General features: G+C 59.2%; 26 protein-coding genes. 14 read left to right on the top strand and 12 right to left on the bottom strand.

Translation table 11 applies throughout. From position 1 onward, the window contains the following. Position 1: 1 nt before the first annotated feature. The 5 genes from GFB49_RS09285 to GFB49_RS09265 all read right to left on the bottom strand — a co-directional run bounded on the left by GFB49_RS09285 (position 2) and on the right by GFB49_RS09265 (position 3,227). On the bottom strand, positions 2 to 589 hold the full coding sequence (locus GFB49_RS09285) for a F0F1 ATP synthase subunit B' (RefSeq protein WP_153215571.1): 588 nt from the start codon (positions 587 to 589) through the stop codon (positions 2 to 4). Between the two features lie 86 nt (positions 590 to 675). Continuing rightward, on the bottom strand, positions 676 to 900 hold the full coding sequence (locus GFB49_RS09280; protein ID WP_008562443.1) for a F0F1 ATP synthase subunit C: 225 nt from the start codon (positions 898 to 900) through the stop codon (positions 676 to 678). Positions 901 to 962: 62 nt separating this feature from the next. Continuing rightward, positions 963 to 1,766: a F0F1 ATP synthase subunit A gene (locus GFB49_RS09275; RefSeq protein ID WP_153215570.1), complete on the bottom strand. Its 804-nt coding sequence runs from the start codon at positions 1,764 to 1,766 to the stop codon at positions 963 to 965. 27 nt (positions 1,767 to 1,793) lie between these two features. Beyond that, complete coding sequence (locus GFB49_RS09270) at positions 1,794 to 2,138, bottom strand: AtpZ/AtpI family protein (RefSeq protein ID WP_153215645.1); 345 nt, start codon at positions 2,136 to 2,138, stop codon at positions 1,794 to 1,796. Between the two features lie 201 nt (positions 2,139 to 2,339). Next, on the bottom strand, positions 2,340 to 3,227 hold the full coding sequence (locus GFB49_RS09265) for a DMT family transporter (protein WP_153215569.1): 888 nt from the start codon (positions 3,225 to 3,227) through the stop codon (positions 2,340 to 2,342). Positions 3,228 to 3,321: 94 nt separating this feature from the next. Here GFB49_RS09265 and GFB49_RS09260 point away from each other — a divergent pair, with 94 nt between their 5' ends. Then, positions 3,322 to 3,666: an ArsR/SmtB family transcription factor gene (locus GFB49_RS09260; RefSeq protein ID WP_153215568.1), complete on the top strand. Its 345-nt coding sequence runs from the start codon at positions 3,322 to 3,324 to the stop codon at positions 3,664 to 3,666. On the opposite strand, the gene GFB49_RS09255 is transcribed toward GFB49_RS09260, so the two are convergent. From GFB49_RS09255 to GFB49_RS09230, 6 genes are all read right to left on the bottom strand, one after another. Beyond that, positions 3,663 to 4,499, bottom strand: coding sequence for a transglutaminase-like domain-containing protein (locus tag GFB49_RS09255; RefSeq protein WP_153215567.1), 837 nt, complete (start codon positions 4,497 to 4,499; stop codon positions 3,663 to 3,665). The two genes, GFB49_RS09260 and GFB49_RS09255, sit on opposite strands and share 4 nt — an antisense overlap. 41 nt (positions 4,500 to 4,540) lie before the next feature. Then, positions 4,541 to 5,410: a DMT family transporter gene (locus tag GFB49_RS09250; protein ID WP_153215566.1), complete on the bottom strand. Its 870-nt coding sequence runs from the start codon at positions 5,408 to 5,410 to the stop codon at positions 4,541 to 4,543. A 53-nt stretch (positions 5,411 to 5,463) separates the two neighbouring features. Beyond that, complete coding sequence (locus tag GFB49_RS09245) at positions 5,464 to 6,339, bottom strand: LysR family transcriptional regulator (protein WP_153215565.1); 876 nt, start codon at positions 6,337 to 6,339, stop codon at positions 5,464 to 5,466. A gap of 104 nt (positions 6,340 to 6,443) precedes the next feature. Beyond that, the gene (locus GFB49_RS09240; protein ID WP_153215564.1) at positions 6,444 to 6,971 is read right to left on the bottom strand and encodes a prolyl-tRNA synthetase associated domain-containing protein; all 528 of its coding nucleotides are present in this window, start codon (positions 6,969 to 6,971) and stop codon (positions 6,444 to 6,446) included. 69 nt (positions 6,972 to 7,040) lie between these two features. Then, positions 7,041 to 8,948: an elongation factor G gene (locus GFB49_RS09235; RefSeq protein WP_153215563.1), complete on the bottom strand. Its 1,908-nt coding sequence runs from the start codon at positions 8,946 to 8,948 to the stop codon at positions 7,041 to 7,043. Positions 8,949 to 9,152: 204 nt separating this feature from the next. Continuing rightward, on the bottom strand, positions 9,153 to 10,121 hold the full coding sequence (locus GFB49_RS09230) for an SRPBCC family protein (RefSeq protein WP_153215562.1): 969 nt from the start codon (positions 10,119 to 10,121) through the stop codon (positions 9,153 to 9,155). A 374-nt stretch (positions 10,122 to 10,495) separates the two neighbouring features. Between GFB49_RS09230 and ffh the strand changes: the two genes are divergently transcribed. The 11 genes from ffh to rimM are packed head-to-tail and all read left to right on the top strand — an operon-like array spanning position 10,496 to position 16,783. Beyond that, the gene (ffh, locus tag GFB49_RS09225) at positions 10,496 to 12,019 is read left to right on the top strand and encodes a signal recognition particle protein (RefSeq protein ID WP_153215561.1); all 1,524 of its coding nucleotides are present in this window, start codon (positions 10,496 to 10,498) and stop codon (positions 12,017 to 12,019) included. Further along, the gene (locus GFB49_RS09220; RefSeq protein ID WP_153215560.1) at positions 12,020 to 12,532 is read left to right on the top strand and encodes a GNAT family N-acetyltransferase; all 513 of its coding nucleotides are present in this window, start codon (positions 12,020 to 12,022) and stop codon (positions 12,530 to 12,532) included. Then, positions 12,529 to 13,065 (top strand): GNAT family N-acetyltransferase, encoded by a 537-nt coding sequence (locus GFB49_RS09215; RefSeq protein WP_153215559.1) that lies wholly within the window; start codon positions 12,529 to 12,531, stop codon positions 13,063 to 13,065. Before GFB49_RS09220 ends, GFB49_RS09215 begins: the two co-directional genes overlap by 4 nt. Continuing rightward, positions 13,062 to 13,628 carry a GNAT family N-acetyltransferase gene (locus tag GFB49_RS09210; RefSeq protein ID WP_153215558.1) on the top strand — a complete coding sequence of 189 codons (567 nt, stop codon included), beginning with the start codon at positions 13,062 to 13,064 and terminating at the stop codon, positions 13,626 to 13,628. The genes GFB49_RS09215 and GFB49_RS09210 overlap by 4 nt, the downstream gene beginning before the upstream one ends. Beyond that, positions 13,625 to 14,155, top strand: coding sequence for a GNAT family N-acetyltransferase (locus GFB49_RS09205; RefSeq protein ID WP_153215557.1), 531 nt, complete (start codon positions 13,625 to 13,627; stop codon positions 14,153 to 14,155). Before GFB49_RS09210 ends, GFB49_RS09205 begins: the two co-directional genes overlap by 4 nt. Then, complete coding sequence (locus tag GFB49_RS09200) at positions 14,152 to 14,754, top strand: GNAT family N-acetyltransferase (RefSeq protein ID WP_153215556.1); 603 nt, start codon at positions 14,152 to 14,154, stop codon at positions 14,752 to 14,754. Before GFB49_RS09205 ends, GFB49_RS09200 begins: the two co-directional genes overlap by 4 nt. After that, on the top strand, positions 14,747 to 15,055 hold the full coding sequence (locus GFB49_RS09195; protein WP_246149657.1) for a chorismate mutase: 309 nt from the start codon (positions 14,747 to 14,749) through the stop codon (positions 15,053 to 15,055). Before GFB49_RS09200 ends, GFB49_RS09195 begins: the two co-directional genes overlap by 8 nt. A 44-nt stretch (positions 15,056 to 15,099) precedes the next feature. Then, on the top strand, positions 15,100 to 15,486 hold the full coding sequence (rpsP, locus tag GFB49_RS09190; RefSeq protein ID WP_153215554.1) for a 30S ribosomal protein S16: 387 nt from the start codon (positions 15,100 to 15,102) through the stop codon (positions 15,484 to 15,486). A 4-nt stretch (positions 15,487 to 15,490) separates the two neighbouring features. Continuing rightward, positions 15,491 to 16,135 (top strand): 5,6-dimethylbenzimidazole synthase, encoded by a 645-nt coding sequence (gene bluB / locus GFB49_RS09185; RefSeq protein ID WP_153215553.1) that lies wholly within the window; start codon positions 15,491 to 15,493, stop codon positions 16,133 to 16,135. Then, entirely contained in the window at positions 16,132 to 16,275 is a 144-nt protein-coding gene (locus tag GFB49_RS21000) for a hypothetical protein (protein WP_194269301.1), read from the top strand. Before bluB ends, GFB49_RS21000 begins: the two co-directional genes overlap by 4 nt. A 4-nt stretch (positions 16,276 to 16,279) precedes the next feature. Then, entirely contained in the window at positions 16,280 to 16,783 is a 504-nt protein-coding gene (gene rimM, locus GFB49_RS09180) for a ribosome maturation factor RimM (protein WP_153215552.1), read from the top strand. On the opposite strand, the gene GFB49_RS09175 is transcribed toward rimM, so the two are convergent. Further along, positions 16,784 to 17,833: an aminoglycoside phosphotransferase family protein gene (locus GFB49_RS09175; protein ID WP_194269300.1), complete on the bottom strand. Its 1,050-nt coding sequence runs from the start codon at positions 17,831 to 17,833 to the stop codon at positions 16,784 to 16,786. A gap of 49 nt (positions 17,834 to 17,882) precedes the next feature. Between GFB49_RS09175 and trmD the strand changes: the two genes are divergently transcribed. After that, positions 17,883 to 18,701: a tRNA (guanosine(37)-N1)-methyltransferase TrmD gene (trmD, locus tag GFB49_RS09170; RefSeq protein WP_153215550.1), complete on the top strand. Its 819-nt coding sequence runs from the start codon at positions 17,883 to 17,885 to the stop codon at positions 18,699 to 18,701. A gap of 53 nt (positions 18,702 to 18,754) precedes the next feature. Next, positions 18,755 to 19,216, top strand: coding sequence for a GFA family protein (locus GFB49_RS09165; protein WP_246149656.1), 462 nt, complete (start codon positions 18,755 to 18,757; stop codon positions 19,214 to 19,216). The last annotated feature ends 51 nt before the right edge of the window (positions 19,217 to 19,267 follow it).

Below are 19,267 nucleotides of genomic sequence, written 5' to 3'. Positions count from 1 at the left end.
CTTATCCTTTCATCCGCTCAGCAACCGATGCGGAAACTGCATCTGCGTCGTCTTGACCACCCAGGGCAGAAACCAGTGCCGATGCGGTGTCAGCTGCAACAACTTTGACAGCTTCCAATGCGCCTTCTTTGATCTCAGCAAGGGCTTTCTCAGATTCCGCGGCTTTTGCAGCGATTTCTTCGTCAGCTTTTGCGATGGCTGCGTCCAGATCCTTTTGGATCGCAGCGCGGGTTTCAGCAGCGATTTTCTGCGCTTCACCACGTGCGTCCGCCAGAGCTTTGTTATAGGCGTCTTCCGCCTCAACCGCTTTGGCTTTCAGATCCTCGGCCGCGGCCAAGTCATTCGTAATGGTTCCCTGACGCTCAGCCAGCACCGCCGCAATACGGGGCAGCGCGATGCGCGACAGGATGAAGTAGATCACGACAAGAGTGACCAGGAGCCAGAAGATCTGGTTACCATAGGTCGAGAAGTCCAGCTGCGGCATACCGCCCGAACCATGCGCAGCATCTGCTGCGTGGTGCGCGGCGTCAGCGGCACCGTGGGCTGCGTCTGCAGCACCGTGACCTGCGTCATGCGAGTTTGATGCCATGTCGTCCTCCTAAGGAACTTGCCGTTACACCGGGCGGAAAGGGCATGCCTCCCGCCCGGCCGTAAGGAAAAAGGTTCCGAAGGTTCTTAGACGGCGAACATCAGCAGCAGAGCAACCAGGAACGAGAAGATGCCCAGAGCTTCTGCAAATGCGATACCGATGAACAGGGTTGCAGTCTGCGATGCAGCTGCAGAAGGGTTGCGCAGTGCGCCTGCCAGGAAGTTAGCTGCTACGTTGCCAACACCCAGTGCAGCAATACCAGTACCCATGCCAGCCAGACCAGCGCCGATGTGTGCGAGTTCGCCTTCCATTGTGAAATCTCCTTACGATTGGAAGTTGCGGATTTAGAGTTCGGACCTTTGCAAACCGTGGCTTAGTGCGACGGGTGCAGCGCGTCTTTCAGGTACACGCAGGTCAGAATGGTGAAAACGTAAGCCTGAATGAAGGCCACGAGAACTTCGAGCGCATAGAAGGCGCTGATGGCGAAGATCGGCAGGAAGGAGAACAGTCCCAGACCCGCGGCAAACCCCGCAAAAACTTTCAGAACAGCGTGGCCCGCCATGATGTTACCAGCCAGACGAATACACAGGCTGACGGGGCGCACAAAGTAAGAGATCACCTCGATCAGAGCCAGAACCGGACGCAGCGGCAAGGGCGCGGAAGAAACCCAGAACAGCGACAGGAACTTGGCGCCGTGCAGGACAAAACCGGTGATGGTGACGATCACAAACACCAGGATCGCCAGAACGCCGGTGATCGCAAAGTGAGAGGTGGTGGTGAAGGACATCGGGATCAGGCCAAGGAAGTTGGCGGTCACGATGAACATGAACAGGGTCATGATATAGGGGAAGAACTTGACGGCATCCTTGCCTGCCACATCTTCCACCATCTTGTAGATAAAGCCATAGGCCAGTTCGGCAATCGACTGGGCACGCGATGGGACAATCGCGCGGCCCGAGGAGCCAAGAACCAGCAGGGCAAAGATCGAAGCGATGGCCAGAACCATCCACAGGGTCACGTTTGTTGGGGTCATGACGCCCACGTGGTCACCGCCAAACAGCGGCTTCACCAGGAACTGATCGGTGGGGTGAATTGCGAGGCCCGCATGCTCAGGTGCAAAAAGCAGCCCCGAAAGTACGACTGCGGCGAGTGCCACATAAAAGAAAATCTTGCCCATCGTCCCGTGTCTCCTGTCGCCGAGGGATCAATCCCGGTCTTGCGCGTCTTGTTCGGCCTCTTCGGCCAGTTTATTCTCCTGGATCTCGTTGGCGCTTCGGATCATGACCCGAATGCCTGCCACCAGACCCAACAATGTAAAGGTCACCAGAAAGATCGGGATTGTCCCGAACAGGCTGTCCAGCCCGAATCCAATGCCAAGACCAATCACCAGACCGGCCACCAATTCTGTCACCATACGCCAGGCCTGATTGGCCATCGTATAGTGTTCCTCCGTGCGCGGCTTGGGCTCTTGGGCCTTACGCGCCTCGCTCAACCGCGCCTCCAGCTGCGCCAAGCGCTGCTTTTGGTCGTCGTCAATCACGGGCACCATCCTCACGCGAATTCTGCCTTGGTTGCTAAGGGGTGAAAGGATCAGAGTCAACGACCGAGACAGACCAAAAAGACGCAGTCTTTTCTGTTATTTATCTGACACTTAGCGGGTCAATCCCTTTTCCAAGCCCAAGCCAAGGCACAGCGTTAGCGCCCAAGACCGCGCCAAACCCATATTCAACCAAACGGTTGATCTTGAAATTCACGACGATGTTGCAGGTTTCCGGAACAGGCGACCGTCGATCATCAGAAGACCAAACAGGATTGCAAAAAGCCCCACCCCATGGCTGATGCTCAAAGGCTCGCCCAGCAGGTAGCTGCCAAAGAACAGGGCAGAGGCCGGCGCGATCATGGTGGGCAAGGTGATATTTGTCGGCCCCACACGCGGCAGAACCCAATAGAACACGATAAACGCCGCAGAGGTCAGGCCAAACCCGATCACAGCCAGCGCACCCCAGGCGGCTGGCGACAGGCTTTGCGGAGCACCCTCTACCAGAAAGGCCAGCGGAACCTGAACCAGCGCCGCCCCCAACAGCGCCCAGGACACCATGGCCACACGGTCCACATCCGCAAAACTCCGGGCGAGATTGACCGAAAACGCATAACACAGCGGCGCGCCAAGGGTGATCAAAATGGCCCAGCCTGCGCTGGCCCCGCCGTCCAGCAGCATCGGCACGGACAGAACGACAATCCCAACCAACCCGGTCAAAACCCCCGCAGATTTGAGCCACGTCGCCCGCTCGCCGCCCGGCCACAGATGCGCAACCACAACGGTCAGCGCCGGTGTCATCGCATTGATGATTCCAGCCACGCCGCTGGCCACATCCTGTTGACCAACAGCATAGCAGGTAAAGGGCAGCGCATAACTCAGCACACCAAACGCCATCAGGCTGGCCGCGCGTTGGGCTGGCACGCGCCAGTTCACCCCACGCGCAACCAGATAGATCCAGCAGCCCAGCGCGCCCAGCCCGACCCGGCCTGCGGTGATGCTCAGCGGATCCAGCTCGCGCAGCAAAACGGCATTAAAGGTAAAGGACATCCCCCACCCCATGCCAAGGCCAATGATGATCAACCAATATCGCAACGCCATGACCTGCCCTTTTCACCGCCAATCAGATAGGTTGGGATATGGAGCAGCGCTTGCCCATTGTCGATCCGAAGCATGCGGTTTAAATGTGAACGCCATGAGCGACACACTCGACACTGTCTTTGCAGCTTTGGCCGATCCAACCCGGCGCGCAATCCTGACCATGCTGTTGGAAGACGACATGGCCGTGACGGATGTGGCGGAACCGTTTGAAATGTCGCTGGCAGCCATTTCCAAACATCTGACCATCCTGACCCGCGCGGGCCTGATCGCGCAGGAGAAACGCGGGCGGGTCAAATGGTGCAAGCTGCAGCCAGACGCCCTGCGCAACGCTTCGGTCTGGATGCAGGGCTTTGGCCAGTTTGAGCCGGTCAATCTGGATGATTTTGAACGGTTTCTGGAACGCGAGCTCAGCGACAGCGCAGAGCAGCCGGCGGGTTAACCCCGCGCAGCCAGCGCTTCATAGCCAGATAAGCCAAAGGTAAGGTCCGGGAAATCTGTCACCCCGCCGTCGATCAGCTGTAAGGGCAGACCGAACAATTTGAAATCCTCGATCCCCAGCAATGGCACGGTCCAGCCCATGGAATGCGCCATCGGCAGGCGCACACCCGGTTTCGGGTTCAAAGCGGGCGCAACCTCTCGGCGACCCATCTTGAGGAAATGCGCGATGTCCCATTCCTGATATTGGCCATCGTGACGGGTCACCACCCAGCAATGCCCATCCACCGCCCAGGTCTTTTTCTCTTCGGGCACAAAAACCCCATAGATATAGCCCGCTTCATAACCCGCCGCCCTTAAGGACGCGATGAGATAGGCGTTGATATCCACACACGAGCCCTGCGCCAGGCTGCACAACTGTGGCAGCTCATCGTGGCCATCGTAAAACCGCTCTTCTGGGTGGCCATATTCAAACAGGCCCGCCACATGGTTCACAATCGCCAGAATCCCCGCCTGCCCGCCGCCTGCGGCCTTGGCAATCTCTTGCGTCTCACCGGCCAAGGCGGTTGCGCTGCGGGTGTACCGGCTGTTTGTCGGCACAAACATCTGGTCAGGGTAATTTGGCCCGGATGGCGCAAAACGCACCCGCATTGTGACCGCATCCCCCGTGACAACCCCATGCGCCAGCATCTGCGCGCAATTGGGCGCGGCAACGCCACCAACCTCGGCGCCGTCAATGTCGAACCCCAGGGGCGCGGCATGGGGCGTCATCACCCCCATCGGAGCCACAAATTTTGTGCCTTTGGCTGCAGAAAAGCGATAGGTCAGCTCAATCATCCGAATGTCCCCCGGTTTTAGCCCGGCAGGCCTTAAGGCCCTTAGATGTCGCTTTCATGACGCCGCTCACCGCGCAACAGTAACAAAAGCGCGAGCGCTGACAGCACCGGCCCGGCAAAGACCCAGCCTCCAGGGGGGGCGATCCCAACGGCAAGATCCCACAGGATCACCCAGCTGGGCACCAGATAGGTATAGGCCATGACTTTGGCCGAGGGCAGGCGCATCGTGGCAAATTGCAACAGCACAAAGGTTGCCGCGCTGGCAAATACCGCCAGATAGGCAATGGTGATCCAGACCAACGGTCGCAAGTTGCTCCAATCCGTTGCGCGAATGTCGGACCAGCCAAACAACGTCAGAACCCCCGTGCCCGCCAGCAGCATGCCCAATGTAAAACTTGCCGCAGGCTCCCCCCGGTTCAGTTTCCGCACCAATGGCGTATAAAACGCATGAGCCACGCAGCCGATGAAAAAGATCGCTTCCCCTGGTCCAACCGCCAGCTGCACAAAGGCCTGCCAATCCGCGCGAAAGATCACAATCAACGCGCCCAGCGCTCCGATCAGCAACGCCATCCCCATGTGCAGCGTTGTGACCTGCCGCAGCAACAGCCAACCAAACCCCGCCGCCATAACCGGCGTCAGCGTATAAACAGCCGAGGTGCTGACCGCGCTGGCCCGCTGCAGCCCATAAAACATCAACAGGAAATAGCCTGCAAAAATGCTGCCCATCACCATAAACCGCCAGGGCGCGTGAAAGTTCTGCGCCCGCAACCCCGTGGTTGCCACAACAGCCACCCCAACAATCAGCGATGCCAGTGCAAACCGCAGCGCATTCAAAGCGGCTGGCGCAATCTCACCTGCGACCTGCCCACCAAGCGAGAAGGAGCCCCCCACCAAAGCCGAAAACAACAGCATGGCGCCATGCCCCTGCCATTGCGCCCGGCTTAACCCCAATGGGCCAGGCGGCGTTACGCCCACGCTTTGGCCTCGTCCTTCAGGAAGCTGAGGAAGGTCTGCACTTTGGAGGTTCGGTGCAGATCCACATGGGTCACAATCCACAAAGGGGCCTGCCATTCATCCAGCGGCGCCATCACCTGCACCAGCTCGGGGTAACGCTCTGCCTCCCAACAGGCGACAAAACCGATGCCCGCACCGGCCAGAACCGCATGCACCAGCGAATTCATATGGCTCACCCGGAAATTGGCGGTGCCTTCTGGCGCATTGCTGCGCATCCACCGGGCAAAGGGCGCCTTGGGGATGGTGTCGTCATCCATAACAAACCGGTGGTTTGCCATATCTTTGACACCGCCAAAGGGGCCCATGGCTGCCAAATAATCGCGATGCGCATAAAGCGCGAAATTCTGCTTGCGAAAGGGTTGCACCACATTGTCAGGCTGGTCCGGCACTGCCCCGGCGCGAATGGCCACATGGGCCTCGCCATATTCCAGCCGGAACAGGCGCGGGCCGGTCAGAAACCGGATCACAAGGCCGGGGTGGCTGTCCTGAAACTTGGTCAAAATGGGCACCAACATGCTGGACATGCTCTCGACCGAGGTCACCACCAGCTCGCCCGAGACATCATCACCCTGCCCTTTGAGGCGGCCCACCAGCTGATTGAACTGATCATCCGTCGTCTGCGCCACCCGCAACAGGTCCTGCCCCGCCTCGGTTGGGGTGTACCCTCGCGCATGACGTTGGAACAGTTTCACGCCCAGCCGGGATTCAATCGCGTCGATATGGCGGATCACCGTCGCATGGTGCACTCCCAGCACTTCGGCAGCGCCGCTCACTGTACCCATTCGGGCCACTTGATAAGCGGTGCGAACCTCGTCCCAATTGTCCATGATGCTCTTCCCCGCTTTACTCAAAAATCTATCTGAAGTCTCTGTGAATATAGACAGATATGTTAGCGTCGCAACGCCTGTGCCGCAGCGGCGCGGTTCGGGCGTTAAATCCAGTTCACCACACAGCCGATACGGTCAAACCAGCGCATCAGATCCGCCCGCTTCATGGCAATGGTGCGATCATTGACCAATGGGTGCATATAGATCACATCCGCCTCCTGCGCGGCGGCGTCCATGTAAAAGGTCACGCCGTTTTCCACCCCGTTGACCATGGCCAGCGGGCTGACCGCGCCGGGGCGGATGCCAAGGTTTTCCAACAGCCGATCCGCCGAGCCAAACGACAAGTTGCCCAATCCCAGCTCTCCGGCCAAGGCCTTCAGGTCGATCTCTCGATCCTGTTCCAACGTCACCAGATGGTTGCGCTTCTTGCGATCCCGCAGATAAAGATTCTTGATCCGGAATGCCGTTTCCCCCGGGACGCTCAACTCAGCCTCTACGGACTTGGCATCTTCGACCGTACGCAATGGCACGTGATTATATAGGACATAAGGAATGTCCCAATCATCCAACTTCGCCAACAGCGCGTCCGATGTGGTGGGTAGGCTGTCTTGATAAAGAGATGAGGCATCCATGTTTTGGGGCTCCTGAAAAGTACTGTATTTCGCACTAAGCGGCAGCCCCAGTTTTGACAAGCCCCATGCCTATTTGGCTCCGAAATCCCCCCGCCGCGCTTCCTCATAATGGTCAAAACCGCTTTGAAACCAGGCCGTTCCACGCGTTGCGCTGGCCAAGGCGCTGCACAGCTCATCCTGCGCGGCCATCGGCAGCAGGGTTTCAAACAGATCCCATCCTGCCGCATCCTGTTCCGCCTCAAAGCCGAGGATCTGCCCCTTCATACCGCTGACCATAGGCACCAGATTGCCGGAAAACACCGAGGGCACGTGGATGGCGACCTTGACGATGGGCTGCAACAGCACCAGCCCGGCCTCCCCCAGCGCTTCGCGCACCGCCGCCTTGCCCGCCATGCGAAACGCATAATCAGAACTGTCTACCGAATGATGTTTACCGTCCTTCAGGGTGATTGCTACATCCACCACCGGGTGACCGTTGGTGCCCTGCATCAACGCCTCCCGCGCGCCTGCCTCGACCGAGGGGATGTAATTCCTCGGCACAGCCCCGCCTTTGACACAGTCATCAAACGTCACGCCACTGCCGCGCGGCAGCGGTTTGATCGCAATCACCACATCGGCAAACTGCCCCGCCCCGCCGGATTGCTTGCGGTGGCGGTGATGGATCTCAACCGGTTTGGTTATGGTCTCGCGCAGCGCGGGCGGCACCATATCCTCGGTCACCTCAACGCCAAACTCTGCCTTTAACGTCTGTATCACCCGGCGCAGATGCTGCGGCCCTTGCAGGTTCAACAGCGCATGTCCCGTGGCCTCATCCTGGGTCACTTCCATCGCCGGGTCGATCTCTCCCATCCGCTCCAACGCGGTGGACAGGCGCGCCTCGTCACGCTGATGCACCGGTGTCACCAACCGGCGATACGTGGCGGGCCGGGGCTGCGCCCAATCCGGCAAGGCCCGCGCGCCGTCTTTCAGATAGACCTGCCCCAGACGCAGATGATCCGATTTCACCACCCGGCCCAGATCCCCCATCGCCAGACTGCCATTGCCGCCTTTGGCCACCATCGTCAGCCCACCGATTGCCTGACCTGCCATTTCGGTGCCGCTGCTGCAATCTGCGTTCATGGCCCGCAGCAGCACGGATTTCCCCAGATGTTTCACCAATTCACCCATGCAGCCCACCGCCACAACCCGACCACCGGGTGACAACCGCGCCAGAGCCTGTTCCACCGGTGGCGCTTCATGACGCAGGGATTTCATCAGCCGCATCACCCCGTTGCAATGTTCTGCCGCGCCCAGAAAGACCGGGATCAGCTGGCTGTGCTGCAGTGTGCGTGTCGCCACGTCATAGATCTCCTTGACCAGGATCTCCTGATCCTCGATCAGCTCTTCCATCAGCTGGTCGTCAAAATCCGCCAGCGCTTCCAGCAACTCGCCGCGCGCTTCAACCTCGCGCGGGCGCACCCCATCCGGCAGCTCCACCAAAGCCGAAGGTTTGCCGTCCTGATAAGACCACGCCCGTTCAGAGATCAGATCAACAGCCCCCACGACCTGCCCGCCTTCGCGCATGGGCACCTGACGCAAGACCAGATGATGCGCGCAATAGGTCTGCAAGCCCGCCAGAACATCCGCCACCCGATCGCGGGTCTGATCCATCCGGTTGATAAACAAAAACACCGGCAGGCCGGCCTCTTCGACCTTGCGCAGATAGGGCGCGCTCAGCACCGCAGCCTCGGCATCCGCCGGCACGCAGACCACAGCCGCATCGCTGGCCGCCAATGCGGGCCCGGCCTGGGCCAGGTTTTCCGCACCCCCGGCCACTTCGATCGCGCCCCAGTCCTCTCCCATAAATGAAAAAGGCTGCAAGGTGACAACACCCGCAGCCTCAAGCTTTTGACCGGCCTCTTTATCCAGCCCGGCCATCGCCCTGACCAGGGTGGATTTCCCGGCCTGCGACGGCCCTAAAACAGTAAATACGCGCATGACATCTGGCTCCTTTGCTCACTCCCAGCCCGATAGGGAACAGCAAAGCTGCGTTCAAAACATGCCTGCGGGTCTTCTGCCCCGGCCCAAGGGGTCCATGACAGATCTCTCTATCGCGCTTGGGCCTGTATTATGTTACGCCAACACCCCCCGACCTCGTCAAGCCTGACCGTGGCGCAGCGACACCGGTCGCCCTGTTAAAAGCTACAACGCTTCGACCCGTGACTTGACCAGTTCCAGCACCACCTCGTGGAAGTCTTCGATAAAGAAATGGTGCCAATATGTTGCGTAGAACCCCAGACCAGAATGATCCCATGTGCGGGTTGTCAGGGTCAGACGCGTCCGCCCATCCAGGTCCTGCAAGACATAGCCCCCCGACAAGACGTCAAAGTATTCACCGCCAACACGCACATGCGGATCTTCGATCCGCTCCGATATCCAGCCCTCTGGAAACTCGAACTCCCAGGCAATCTTGCGGTTTTCCACGACCTCAACAATGCGTTCCTGGAAATGAACCTCTGGCCCCCAATGGGAATGCCGCACGACACCTTCCGGGCCGCTCACCCAGCGGGCCTCGGTCGGTTTGGGCACGCCCAACAGATGCGAGAACCGAGTCTGCACTTCCTCGGGCTTGATATCCGGGATGGACTTCAACATGCCAAACACAACCTCGGGCGCCGCGGCGATTTCGATCTCGTTCGAGATTGAGTGGACCGTGGGCCCCATGCTTTTCAAACCGCCATCCAATGCCACCAGCGCCAGCAAGGGCATTATGACGACAAGATTTGCGCCTTTGCGTTTGGCCTCCTTTTGGCGCAGGTACAGGACATAGATCGCCCCCCCCAACAGGGTTCCAAACAGAAGCGGCCCAATTGCCATGGCGATACAGATCAAGCCTTCGACGCCTAAAACAAATGTCCCTAAAATGGACAACACCATGGTCCCAAGTAAAAAGGCGATGGCTCCCAACAGCGTGTGTGCCTGCCCCTTTGGACGAAACTTCAAGATCACGATGCTCGACACAATCGGAAACCCGAGCAGAAAGGCAGAGCCGATGGTCGAAATTCCAAGCAGGAGTACAACGTAATAAACGCCAATAAGACCACCCGCCAGAGCAAACGCAGGCCACAGGACTTGAAAGGCGACCCAAATAAATTCCCGAAGTTTTTCCATCGCTAAAGTTATCCAAATCAAAAACAAAATAAATTCAGTGCCCTAAAATGTCAGGACTCAAAAGAATTCCTGGATAATGACTTCTTAGAGTGCCAAAGGCCAATCACAGGATTGTGGATCGGCAAAACGCAGCGGCAAAAGCTTGACTCACGGCCGCAAAACCCGTACGCGACCCCCTACATCCGGAAGAATCTAAATCTTCCGGTCCCGGACCTATGTCAGGGATCGCCCTCCACCAGCGTGTTACGCCCGTGGGGGCGCTTGCGGTTGGCTCGCCCTTACGTTGTGGCGCACCACTGCCGGCGATTGCGTATGACCCATCCGCTCCTTACATCTAGGGGCACAACCGATAACCGGCAAAGGAGGCCGCGGGCATGTTTGAAAATCTATCCGAACGCCTATCCGGCGTCTTCGACCGGCTGACCAAACAGGGTGCCCTGTCCGAGGAAGACGTCAAAACCGCCCTGCGCGAGGTGCGCGTCGCCCTTCTGGAAGCTGACGTCTCGCTGCCGGTCGCCCGCGAATTCATTAAAAAGGTACAGGATCAGGCCACCGGCCAGGCTGTCACCAAATCCGTCACCCCCGGCCAACAGGTCGTCAAGATCGTGCATGATGCGCTGGTCGACACCCTGCGTGGTGACGTTGATCCCGACGTTCTGAAAATCGACAACCCGCCTGCCCCGATCCTGATGGTCGGTCTGCAGGGCTCTGGTAAGACCACCACCACCGGTAAGCTGGCCAAACGCCTGAAAGAGAAAGAGGGCAAAAAGGTCCTGATGGCCTCCCTCGACATCTATCGCCCGGCGGCGATGGACCAGCTGGCGGTTCTGGGCACCCAGATCGGTGTCGACACGCTGCCGATTGTGGCGGGCCAGAAACCGGTCGATATCGCCAAACGCGCCAAACAACAGGCGATGCTGGGCGGTTATGATGTCTATATGCTCGACACCGCCGGCCGTCTGCACATTGACGAAGTCCTGATGGGCGAGGTCGAAGAGGTTCGCAACGCGGTTCAACCGCGCGAGACCCTGCTGGTGGTCGACGGTCTGACCGGGCAGGTCGCCGTTGAGGTTGCCGAAGAGTTCGACGCCAAGGTTGGCATCTCTGGCGTCGTCCTGACCCGGATGGACGGGGACGGTCGCGGCGGTGCGGCGCTTTCGATGCGCGCGGTCACCGGCAAGCCGATCCGCTTTGTCGGCCTGGGCGAGAAGATGGACGCCATCGAGACCTTTGAACCCGACCGGATCGCCGGTCGGATCCTCGGCATGGGCGACATTGTTGCGCTGGTTGAAAAGGCCCAGGAAACCATCGAGGCTGAAAAAGCCGAAAAGATGATGAAGCGCATGATGAAGGGTCATTTCAACATGAATGACCTGCGCATGCAGCTGGAACAGATGCTCCAGATGGGCGGCATGCAGGGCATGATGCAGATGATGCCGGGCATGGGCAAAATGGCCAAACAGGTCGAAGAATCCGGCATGGACGACAAGGTTGTCAAACGCCAGATCGCCCTGATCCAATCCATGACCAAAAAAGAGCGCGCCAACCCCGCGCTGCTGCAGGCCAGCCGCAAGAAACGCATCGCGGCCGGTGCAGGTCTGGAAGTGTCTGAACTGAACAAGCTTTTGAAAATGCACCGACAGATGTCCGACGTCATGAAGAAGATGTCCAAAATGGGCAAAGGCAAGATGCTGAAGCAGGCCATGAAAGGCATGCTGGGCGGCAAAGGTGGCATGCCTGATATGGGCGGCATGGACCCCAGCCAGCTGGACCCCAAGGCCCTTGAAGCCGCAGCCAAAGCCATGGGCGGCAAAGGCGGCATGCCCGGTGCTCTGCCCGGTCTCGGCGGCGGCATGGGCCTGCCCGGCGGCCTGTCTGGGTTCGGAAAGAAAAAGTAAATGCACGCCCGGTCCACCATAAACACCGAACGACTGACGCTGCGTCAGCCTACTGCAGGGGATCTCCCCCTGTATGAGGCCTATTGCGCGTCGGATCGGACGAAGTTTGTGCGGGGACCGTTTTCCGCAGCCCAGGCCTTTGACAAATTCGCCACCATCATCGGTCATTGGACCCTGCGCGGGTATGGCCGCTATGTCATTGAGCAAAACGGTGCACCCATCGGGCACGTTGGTCCGCATTTCTCAGGCGACACCGACGCGCCCGAATTGACCTGGACGCTTTGGACAGAGCAGGCAGAAGGCCACGGCTTTGCAACCGAAGCCGCCCGCGCCGCTGCCCAGCACCTGTTTGCGGATCTGGGCTGGGACAAGCTGGTTATCCATATCAAGGCGGAAAACACCGCGTCGCGCGCCGTTGCAGATCGACTGGGTGCCAAGCTCAGCGATGATCCCGCACCTGCGTGGTTTCCAAACTCTTTGGTCTATTGGCTCCACGCGGAGGATCTTAAATGACCTCGGCACCAACCCTTGAAACCCAGCGCCTGCGACTGCGCCACCACGTGATGACCGATGTCTCCGCGTTGGCACCCTATTTCGCGTCCGACTGGGCGCAATATATGGGCGGGCCCATCAGCCATGACGAACTGTTCCGCTGGATCGCGGCGGAAACCGTCAGCTGGGCGTGGCAGGGCTTTGGCTCCTGGGCCGTGACGCTCAAGGACACCGGCGCGCTGATCGGTCAGGTCGGCATCAACCAACCGCCCCGCTTCCCCGAATTGGAAATCGGCTGGTGCATCCTGCCGGACTTCCAACGCAAGGGCTACGCCGCCGAAGCCGCATCTGCGGCGCGCGACTGGGGTTTTGCCAATGGTCACACCACATTGGTCAGCTATATCCATCCGGAAAACCTGGCCTCCATGGCGGTTGCCCGCAGCCTGGGTGCCATCAATGACCCGGACGCCCCGCGCCCCAAAGGCGACGAAGAGGATGTGGTCTATCGCCACTCGGCCCCGGACGCAGACGGTTCGGTGGAGGCCTACGCATGAGCCTCCCGACGTCACAGCATCTAGTTCTTTCCATCCCCACGTTGACCAGCGAGCGCTTAGTGTTACGCCCCCCCGTCAAAGGTGACTTTGAAAACGTCGCAGCTTTCTTCGCTGATAGCGAACGCAGTTGGGGCTTTGGAGGTCCACTGGGTCGCAATGAGGCCTGGCGCTGGTTTGCTAGCATGATCGGTCATTGGGCTCTACGCGGTTTTGGCTGGTGGATGGTCGATACGCGCGACGGGCAACCTGCTGGATTTGTTGGCCTTTGGGAACCCGAAGGCTGGCCGGAACCTGAACTTGGTTGGGTAATGTTTCCGGGTACTGAGGGCAAGGGTTACGCTTTTGAGGCCGCAACAGAAGCTCGGCGCTATGCCTATGATGTGTTGGGCTTTGAGACCCTCAGCTCAAACATAATCCCGGGCAACACTCGCTCGATAGCGCTCGCGAAACGTTTGGGTGCTCATTACGAGCGTAGCTATGAGAATGTGACCCATGGCACCGAATGGGTTTATCGTCACCCTGCACCGGAAGCGTTAAAACAACGAGCGGACGATAGCACATGAGCGCCTTCTTTGACCTCCCCATCCCTGAGCTGGAAACCCAACGCCTTGTCCTGCGCGCACCGCGCAAAAAGGACTTCGCGGCGCATGTGGAATTCATGGCGTCTGACCGGGCAAAATACGTCGGCGGCCCTCAGGACCGCCCGGACGCATGGCGTGGCTATTGTTCCGGCATCGGCCATTGGGTCCTGCGTGGCTATGGCATGTGGATGATCGCCGACAAGAAAGACGACACACCACTGGGCCGCGTTGGCTTTATCTACCACGAAGGCTGGGACGAACCGGAATTGGGCTGGCACCTTTATGTCCATGCCGAAGGCAAAGGCATCGCCTTTGAAGCCACCCGCGCCGCGCGGGCCTTTGGCGCGCAGGAATACAAGCTCGACGGGGTGATTTCCTATATCGCGCCGCTGAACACCCGTTCGATTGCATTGGCCACCCGTCTCGGCGCCCGCTTTGAACGCGATGGAGAACTCTTGGGCAAGGTCTGTCAGGTCTGGCGCCATCCAGCGGAAGGGAGCGCGGCATGACCCCGACCATACCGACGCTCGAAACCCCGCGCCTGATCCTGCGCGGCCCCACCGCCGAAGCCTACCCGAATTTCGAGGCCACATTTGCCTCCTACCGGTCGCGTTTTATGGGCGGGCCACTCAACGCCTATGAAAGCTGGATGCTGTTCGCGGCTGAGATCGGCCATTGGCAGGTGCGCGGCTTTGGCATGTGGATGATCCACGACAAGCATACGGATGAGACCTACGGCATGGCCGGTGGCTGGCAGCCCGCAGGCTGGCCCGAGGCTGAGATCGCCTGGATCATCTGGCCCGGTGCCGCTGGCAAAGGCTACGCGCTGGAGGCCACAAACGCCGCACGTCACTACTTTTACGAGACGATGGGCTGGCAAACCGCCGTCAGCTATATCGACCCGAAAAACCTGGATTCAATCCGCCTGGCCGAACGCCTGGGCGCGACCAAGGATCACGATGCCGCCACTGTCGACGGCCACGACGCCGTCTATCGCCACCCGGCGCCGGGGGATCTGGCCGACAGCCAGCTGGCGCATGGCATCGAAATGGAAATCAGCCACTATGCGGATCCGCTTTTCAAACCAAAAGGATGGGCCATTGACTGACACTGCAACCGATGCCGTGACCCGTGCGGCCGACGTGCTGAAAGAGCACCGCGAAAGCATCGACCGTCTGGACGCCATTTTGGTCTATACTCTGGGCGAGCGGTTCAAACACACGCAGGCTGTGGGCAAGCTCAAGGCCGAACACGCGCTGCCCCCCTCGGACCCCGCGCGCGAAGGAAAACAGATCGCGCGGCTTGAAGATCTGGCGAAACGGGCCGACCTGGACCCCGAATTTGCCAAGAAGTTTCTCAACTTCATTATCGCTGAAGTCATTCAGCACCACAAAAAACACCAGGAATAACAGGGACCTGACCCCTGACACCGCCATCAAAGGAGACTTAAACAATGGCAATGAAAATCCGTCTGGCCCGTGGTGGCTCGAAAAAACGCCCCTTCTACCGCGTTGTTGCTGCAGACAGCCGCATGCCGCGCGACGGCCGTTTCATCGAGAAACTGGGCACCTATAACCCGCTGCTGCCGAAAGACAGCGAAGAGCGCGTAAAGCTGGACCTGGATCGCGTTAAATACTGGATGGAGCAAGGCGCTCAGCCGACCGACCGTGTTGCACGCTTCCTGGAAGCTGCTGGCGTGACAGAGAAAAAAGAGCGTAAAAACCCGCAAAAAGCGGTTCCTGGCAAAAAAGCGCAAGAGCGCGCTGAAGAAAAAGCTGCTAAGGCTGCTGAAGCCGCCGAAGCAGCAGCAGAGGCACCAGAAGAAGCCACAGCGGAGTAAGCACATGGTCACGCGGGAGTCGACGGAATTTACGGACAGCTTCCGCGAAGAGTTGGAGCTGCTGATGCGGCTCCGACGCGATGTGCGCCACTTTCGGCAAGATCCAATTGACGAGGCAGCGTTTGTGCGTTGCCTCGATCTGTTTCAACTGGCCCCCTCGGTCGGGCTCAGCGAACCCTGGCGGATCATCCGCGTTCAAAGCGACGCCGCCCGCGCCGCCGCCCTGAAGAATTTCGAAGCCGCCAATGCAGACGCGCTGGCCGGTTACAGCGGCGAACAAGCAGGGATTTATGCCAATCTCAAGCTGTCCGGCATGCGCGATGCCCCAGAACAGATTGCGGTCTATTGCGACGATGGCACAGAACAGGGCAGCGGGTTGGGTGCGGCCACCATGCCCGAAATGCGGCGCTATTCTGTGGTGTCAGCAATCATGCAGTTCTGGCTGGGCTTGCGCGCCCATGGGCTGGGCCTTGGCTGGGTGTCGATCCTTGACCCCGAGCAGATGAACCGCGACCTGGATGTGCCGACCGAATGGAAACTGATCGGCTATTTCTGTGTCGGCTATCCCGAACGCCGGTCCAACACGCCTGAACTGCAGGACGTCGGCTGGGAACGCCGCAAAGGTGCGGTGCCGGTCGAGACGCGATGATTATCTTTCGGCTGCTCCGCCTGGTGATCCTTTTGGCGGCAAGCTTTGTTGCAGGCATCCTGTTTGAACGCTATCACCAACGCGAAACATGTGCCCAGAACGGCGGCCAATGGGCGTCGGGCTATTGCGTTGGGAAATAGAAGTATGAGCGATCTGATCTGTGTCGGAGCTGTAGCGGGATCTTTTGGCGTGCGCGGGGAAATCCGCCTCAAAAGCTTTTGCGCCATTCCAGATGAGATCGAGGATTACTCCCCCCTGACCGATGAGGCCGGCACCGCGAGTTACTCTCTCACCCTCACCCGCGCGATCAAAGGCGGCTTTGCTGCCCATCTCAGCGGGGTGGAGACCAAAGAGCAGGCCGATGCGATCAAAGGTCTGCGCCTCTTTGTGGCGCGGGACCGCATGCCCAGCCTGCCGGATGATGAATACTACCACGCCGACCTCATCGGGCTTGAGGTCTATGACACTGGCGGGGCCTTGTTGGGGACGGTCAAAACCGTACTGAACCACGGTGCAAGCGACCTGCTGGAGCTGCACGGGCCGGGTTTGAAATCCACGGTGCTTCTGCCCTTCACCCTTGCGGCGGTGCCCACGGTGGACCTGGAAAAAGGCCGCATCATCGCCGACCCGCCTGAAGGTCTGTTCTGATCACCCAGGCTCATGCGCCAACAGCCAGTTGGTGACGTCAATCAACCCCTCCAACATCTCCTCTCCTTTTTGAGAGATCGCGTCCCCGGGCACTGGCACCCGCTGCCACGTCCGAAACACCCGCATGGCATAGAAGAACTGGAACACTGGGTCTTCGCGAACATCGCGCCCATATCCGGCCAGAAATGCTTCCCAATCCGCCTCTCTGACCCGACCATAACCGCTCGGCTCTGCAATAGGTGCCTGATGATCTGGGCAGTTCGCGACCCATAGGTTGGCCAGATCATTCTGAGGGATATCATTGGAGAAATTGGCAAAATCGATGAAGGACACAGTCTTTTCATCCATCAGAACATTGCGGAAGTGCAGATCCCCATGTTCAAGCGCGCCATCAAAACTCACCCCGCGTGCCCGTCGTCCGGCGCGGTGCAAATAGGCACACAGCCCCAGAAATTTGGGCTGTCGGCGGATCGGGCTGTCACCGGTCCGTGCGGCTTCGGCGCGGGCACTGACTTTGTCCAGATTGAACTTGGGCCAAAATTTACGCGGTCCGGTGGCCGAACAGCGGTGCATATCGGCCACCGCCCGCCCGATCCGATGCAAGACCTCGGCCCGCCGACCAAAGCCCAAATCCGCCAGATCCAGCTCACGAAACGCGGTTTCGCCTTTGGCAAATTCCATCACCGTGAAAAAGCGGCTTGGATGCTGCCACAATACCTGCGGAACAGAAACCCCGGGCACGTCGGCCAGCGCAGCAGACAACCGACGTTGTCGCGCGATGATATTTTGAATCCGTTTGATCCGCCTGTCCTCAAAATCGGCACGCAGCACCAGCTCCTGTCCGTTGGACAAGCGCACGTCCAGAACGCAACGGCGGTCGATAAACCGGCTGTTGACCCGCATCGGTCGAAACCGGGCCTGATGCCCGTCAAGGCCAAGGTCCACGGCAATTTCCGGCCAGAGCGCCTCGGTCCGGGCCTGCGCCTCTTCGCGTCGCTTTGCTTTGCTTTGTTCAGGCACTTCTGCTTTAGACGGCTCTATCTTGGTCAAATCACAGCTTTCTATTGCGCGCGCGCCGGTTTGAATTAAACACCGTCCCATGACAGCACCAAAAAAGACAGCACCAAATAAATCCCACGGTCGCAAGGCCATTCGCCCCACATTGAAACCGCGTGAGCTGATGACGCCGACGCCGGATCTTGTTGGCGTGTGGAAGGCCAAGGTGATGACCTTGTTCCCCACAGCTTTCCCCGGTGTTTTGGGCGAAAGTTTGACGGGCAAAGCCTTACAACAGGGTTTATGGCAGCTGGAAACCACGGATCTGCGGGAATTTGGGGTTGGAAAACATCGCAATGTCGATGACACCCCCGCAGGCGGCGGCGCCGGCATGGTGCTGCGCCCGGACGTGCTCGGCAATGCGATTGAACACACGATGGCAGGCACCAGCGGCAACTGGCCGCTGATCTACCTCTCTCCGCGTGGACGGCGCATGGATCAGACCATGATGCAAAACCTGGCCCGCTGCGATGGCGTCACCCTGCTGTGTGGCCGCTTTGAAGGGGTCGATGAACGGGTGCTGGAGCATTACGGCATCATGGAGGTCTCGCTGGGTGATTTTGTCATGACCGGCGGCGAGCTGGCCGCGCAGGCACTGATTGACGCCACCGTGCGCCTGTTGCCCGGTGTTCTGGGCAATCAGGCCTCAACCGAGGAAGAGAGCTTTTCCTCAGGCCTGCTGGAACATCCCCAATACACCCGCCCCGCCGAATGGAAGGGCCGCACCATCCCCGATGTGCTGATGTCCGGCCACCACGGCAACGTCGAAAAATGGCGCCGCGAGATGAGTGAAAAGATCACCCAGGAGCGCCGCCCCGACCTGTGGGACGCCTACAAAGACAATGACGACACACAAACCTAGACGCCAACTTGAGTTTTCCTTCGCTACCTTGGGAAAACCGGCTAGGCTTGGGCATGCCCTATAGCCTTCCTCTCATCGGGTCCTGCATGTGTGGCGCGGTGCAGATCGACGTCACCGCGCCGCCCTTGCTGACGTTGGCCTGCCATTGCCGAGATTGCCAGAAACTGACGGCCAGCGCCTTTTCCATGACCACCATGTTTCCGCGCGCCGCTTTTTCCTGCAGCGGAGAACTGATCATTGGCGCGCTTGGCACCCCGGGGCGCAGACATTATTTTTGTAAATCTTGTCTGAACTTTATCTATTCCGACATTGGTGAGGATAATCCCCGGATCAACCTGCGCACATCCTTGCTGGATCAGGCTGCGGCCTTTGCACCCTATGTGGAATTGATGACGGATCAGAAACTGCCCTGGGCAACAACCACTGCGCTGCGCAGTTTCTCGGGGTTCCCGCAAACCGCAGACGAATTACAGGATCTGCTTGACGGTTATGCGGAATGGATCACCACGCAGTAACTGCGGTTACGCAAGCCTGAAGACACCGCGCGCAATATTTGCAACGGTTTC

Origin of the sequence: Tritonibacter litoralis (assembly GCF_009496005.1) — a bacterium.
Classification (GTDB): domain Bacteria; phylum Pseudomonadota; class Alphaproteobacteria; order Rhodobacterales; family Rhodobacteraceae; genus Epibacterium; species Epibacterium litoralis.
The sequence above is the reverse complement of the archived record's forward strand: the minus strand, read 5'-3'. Positions and strand labels throughout refer to the sequence as shown.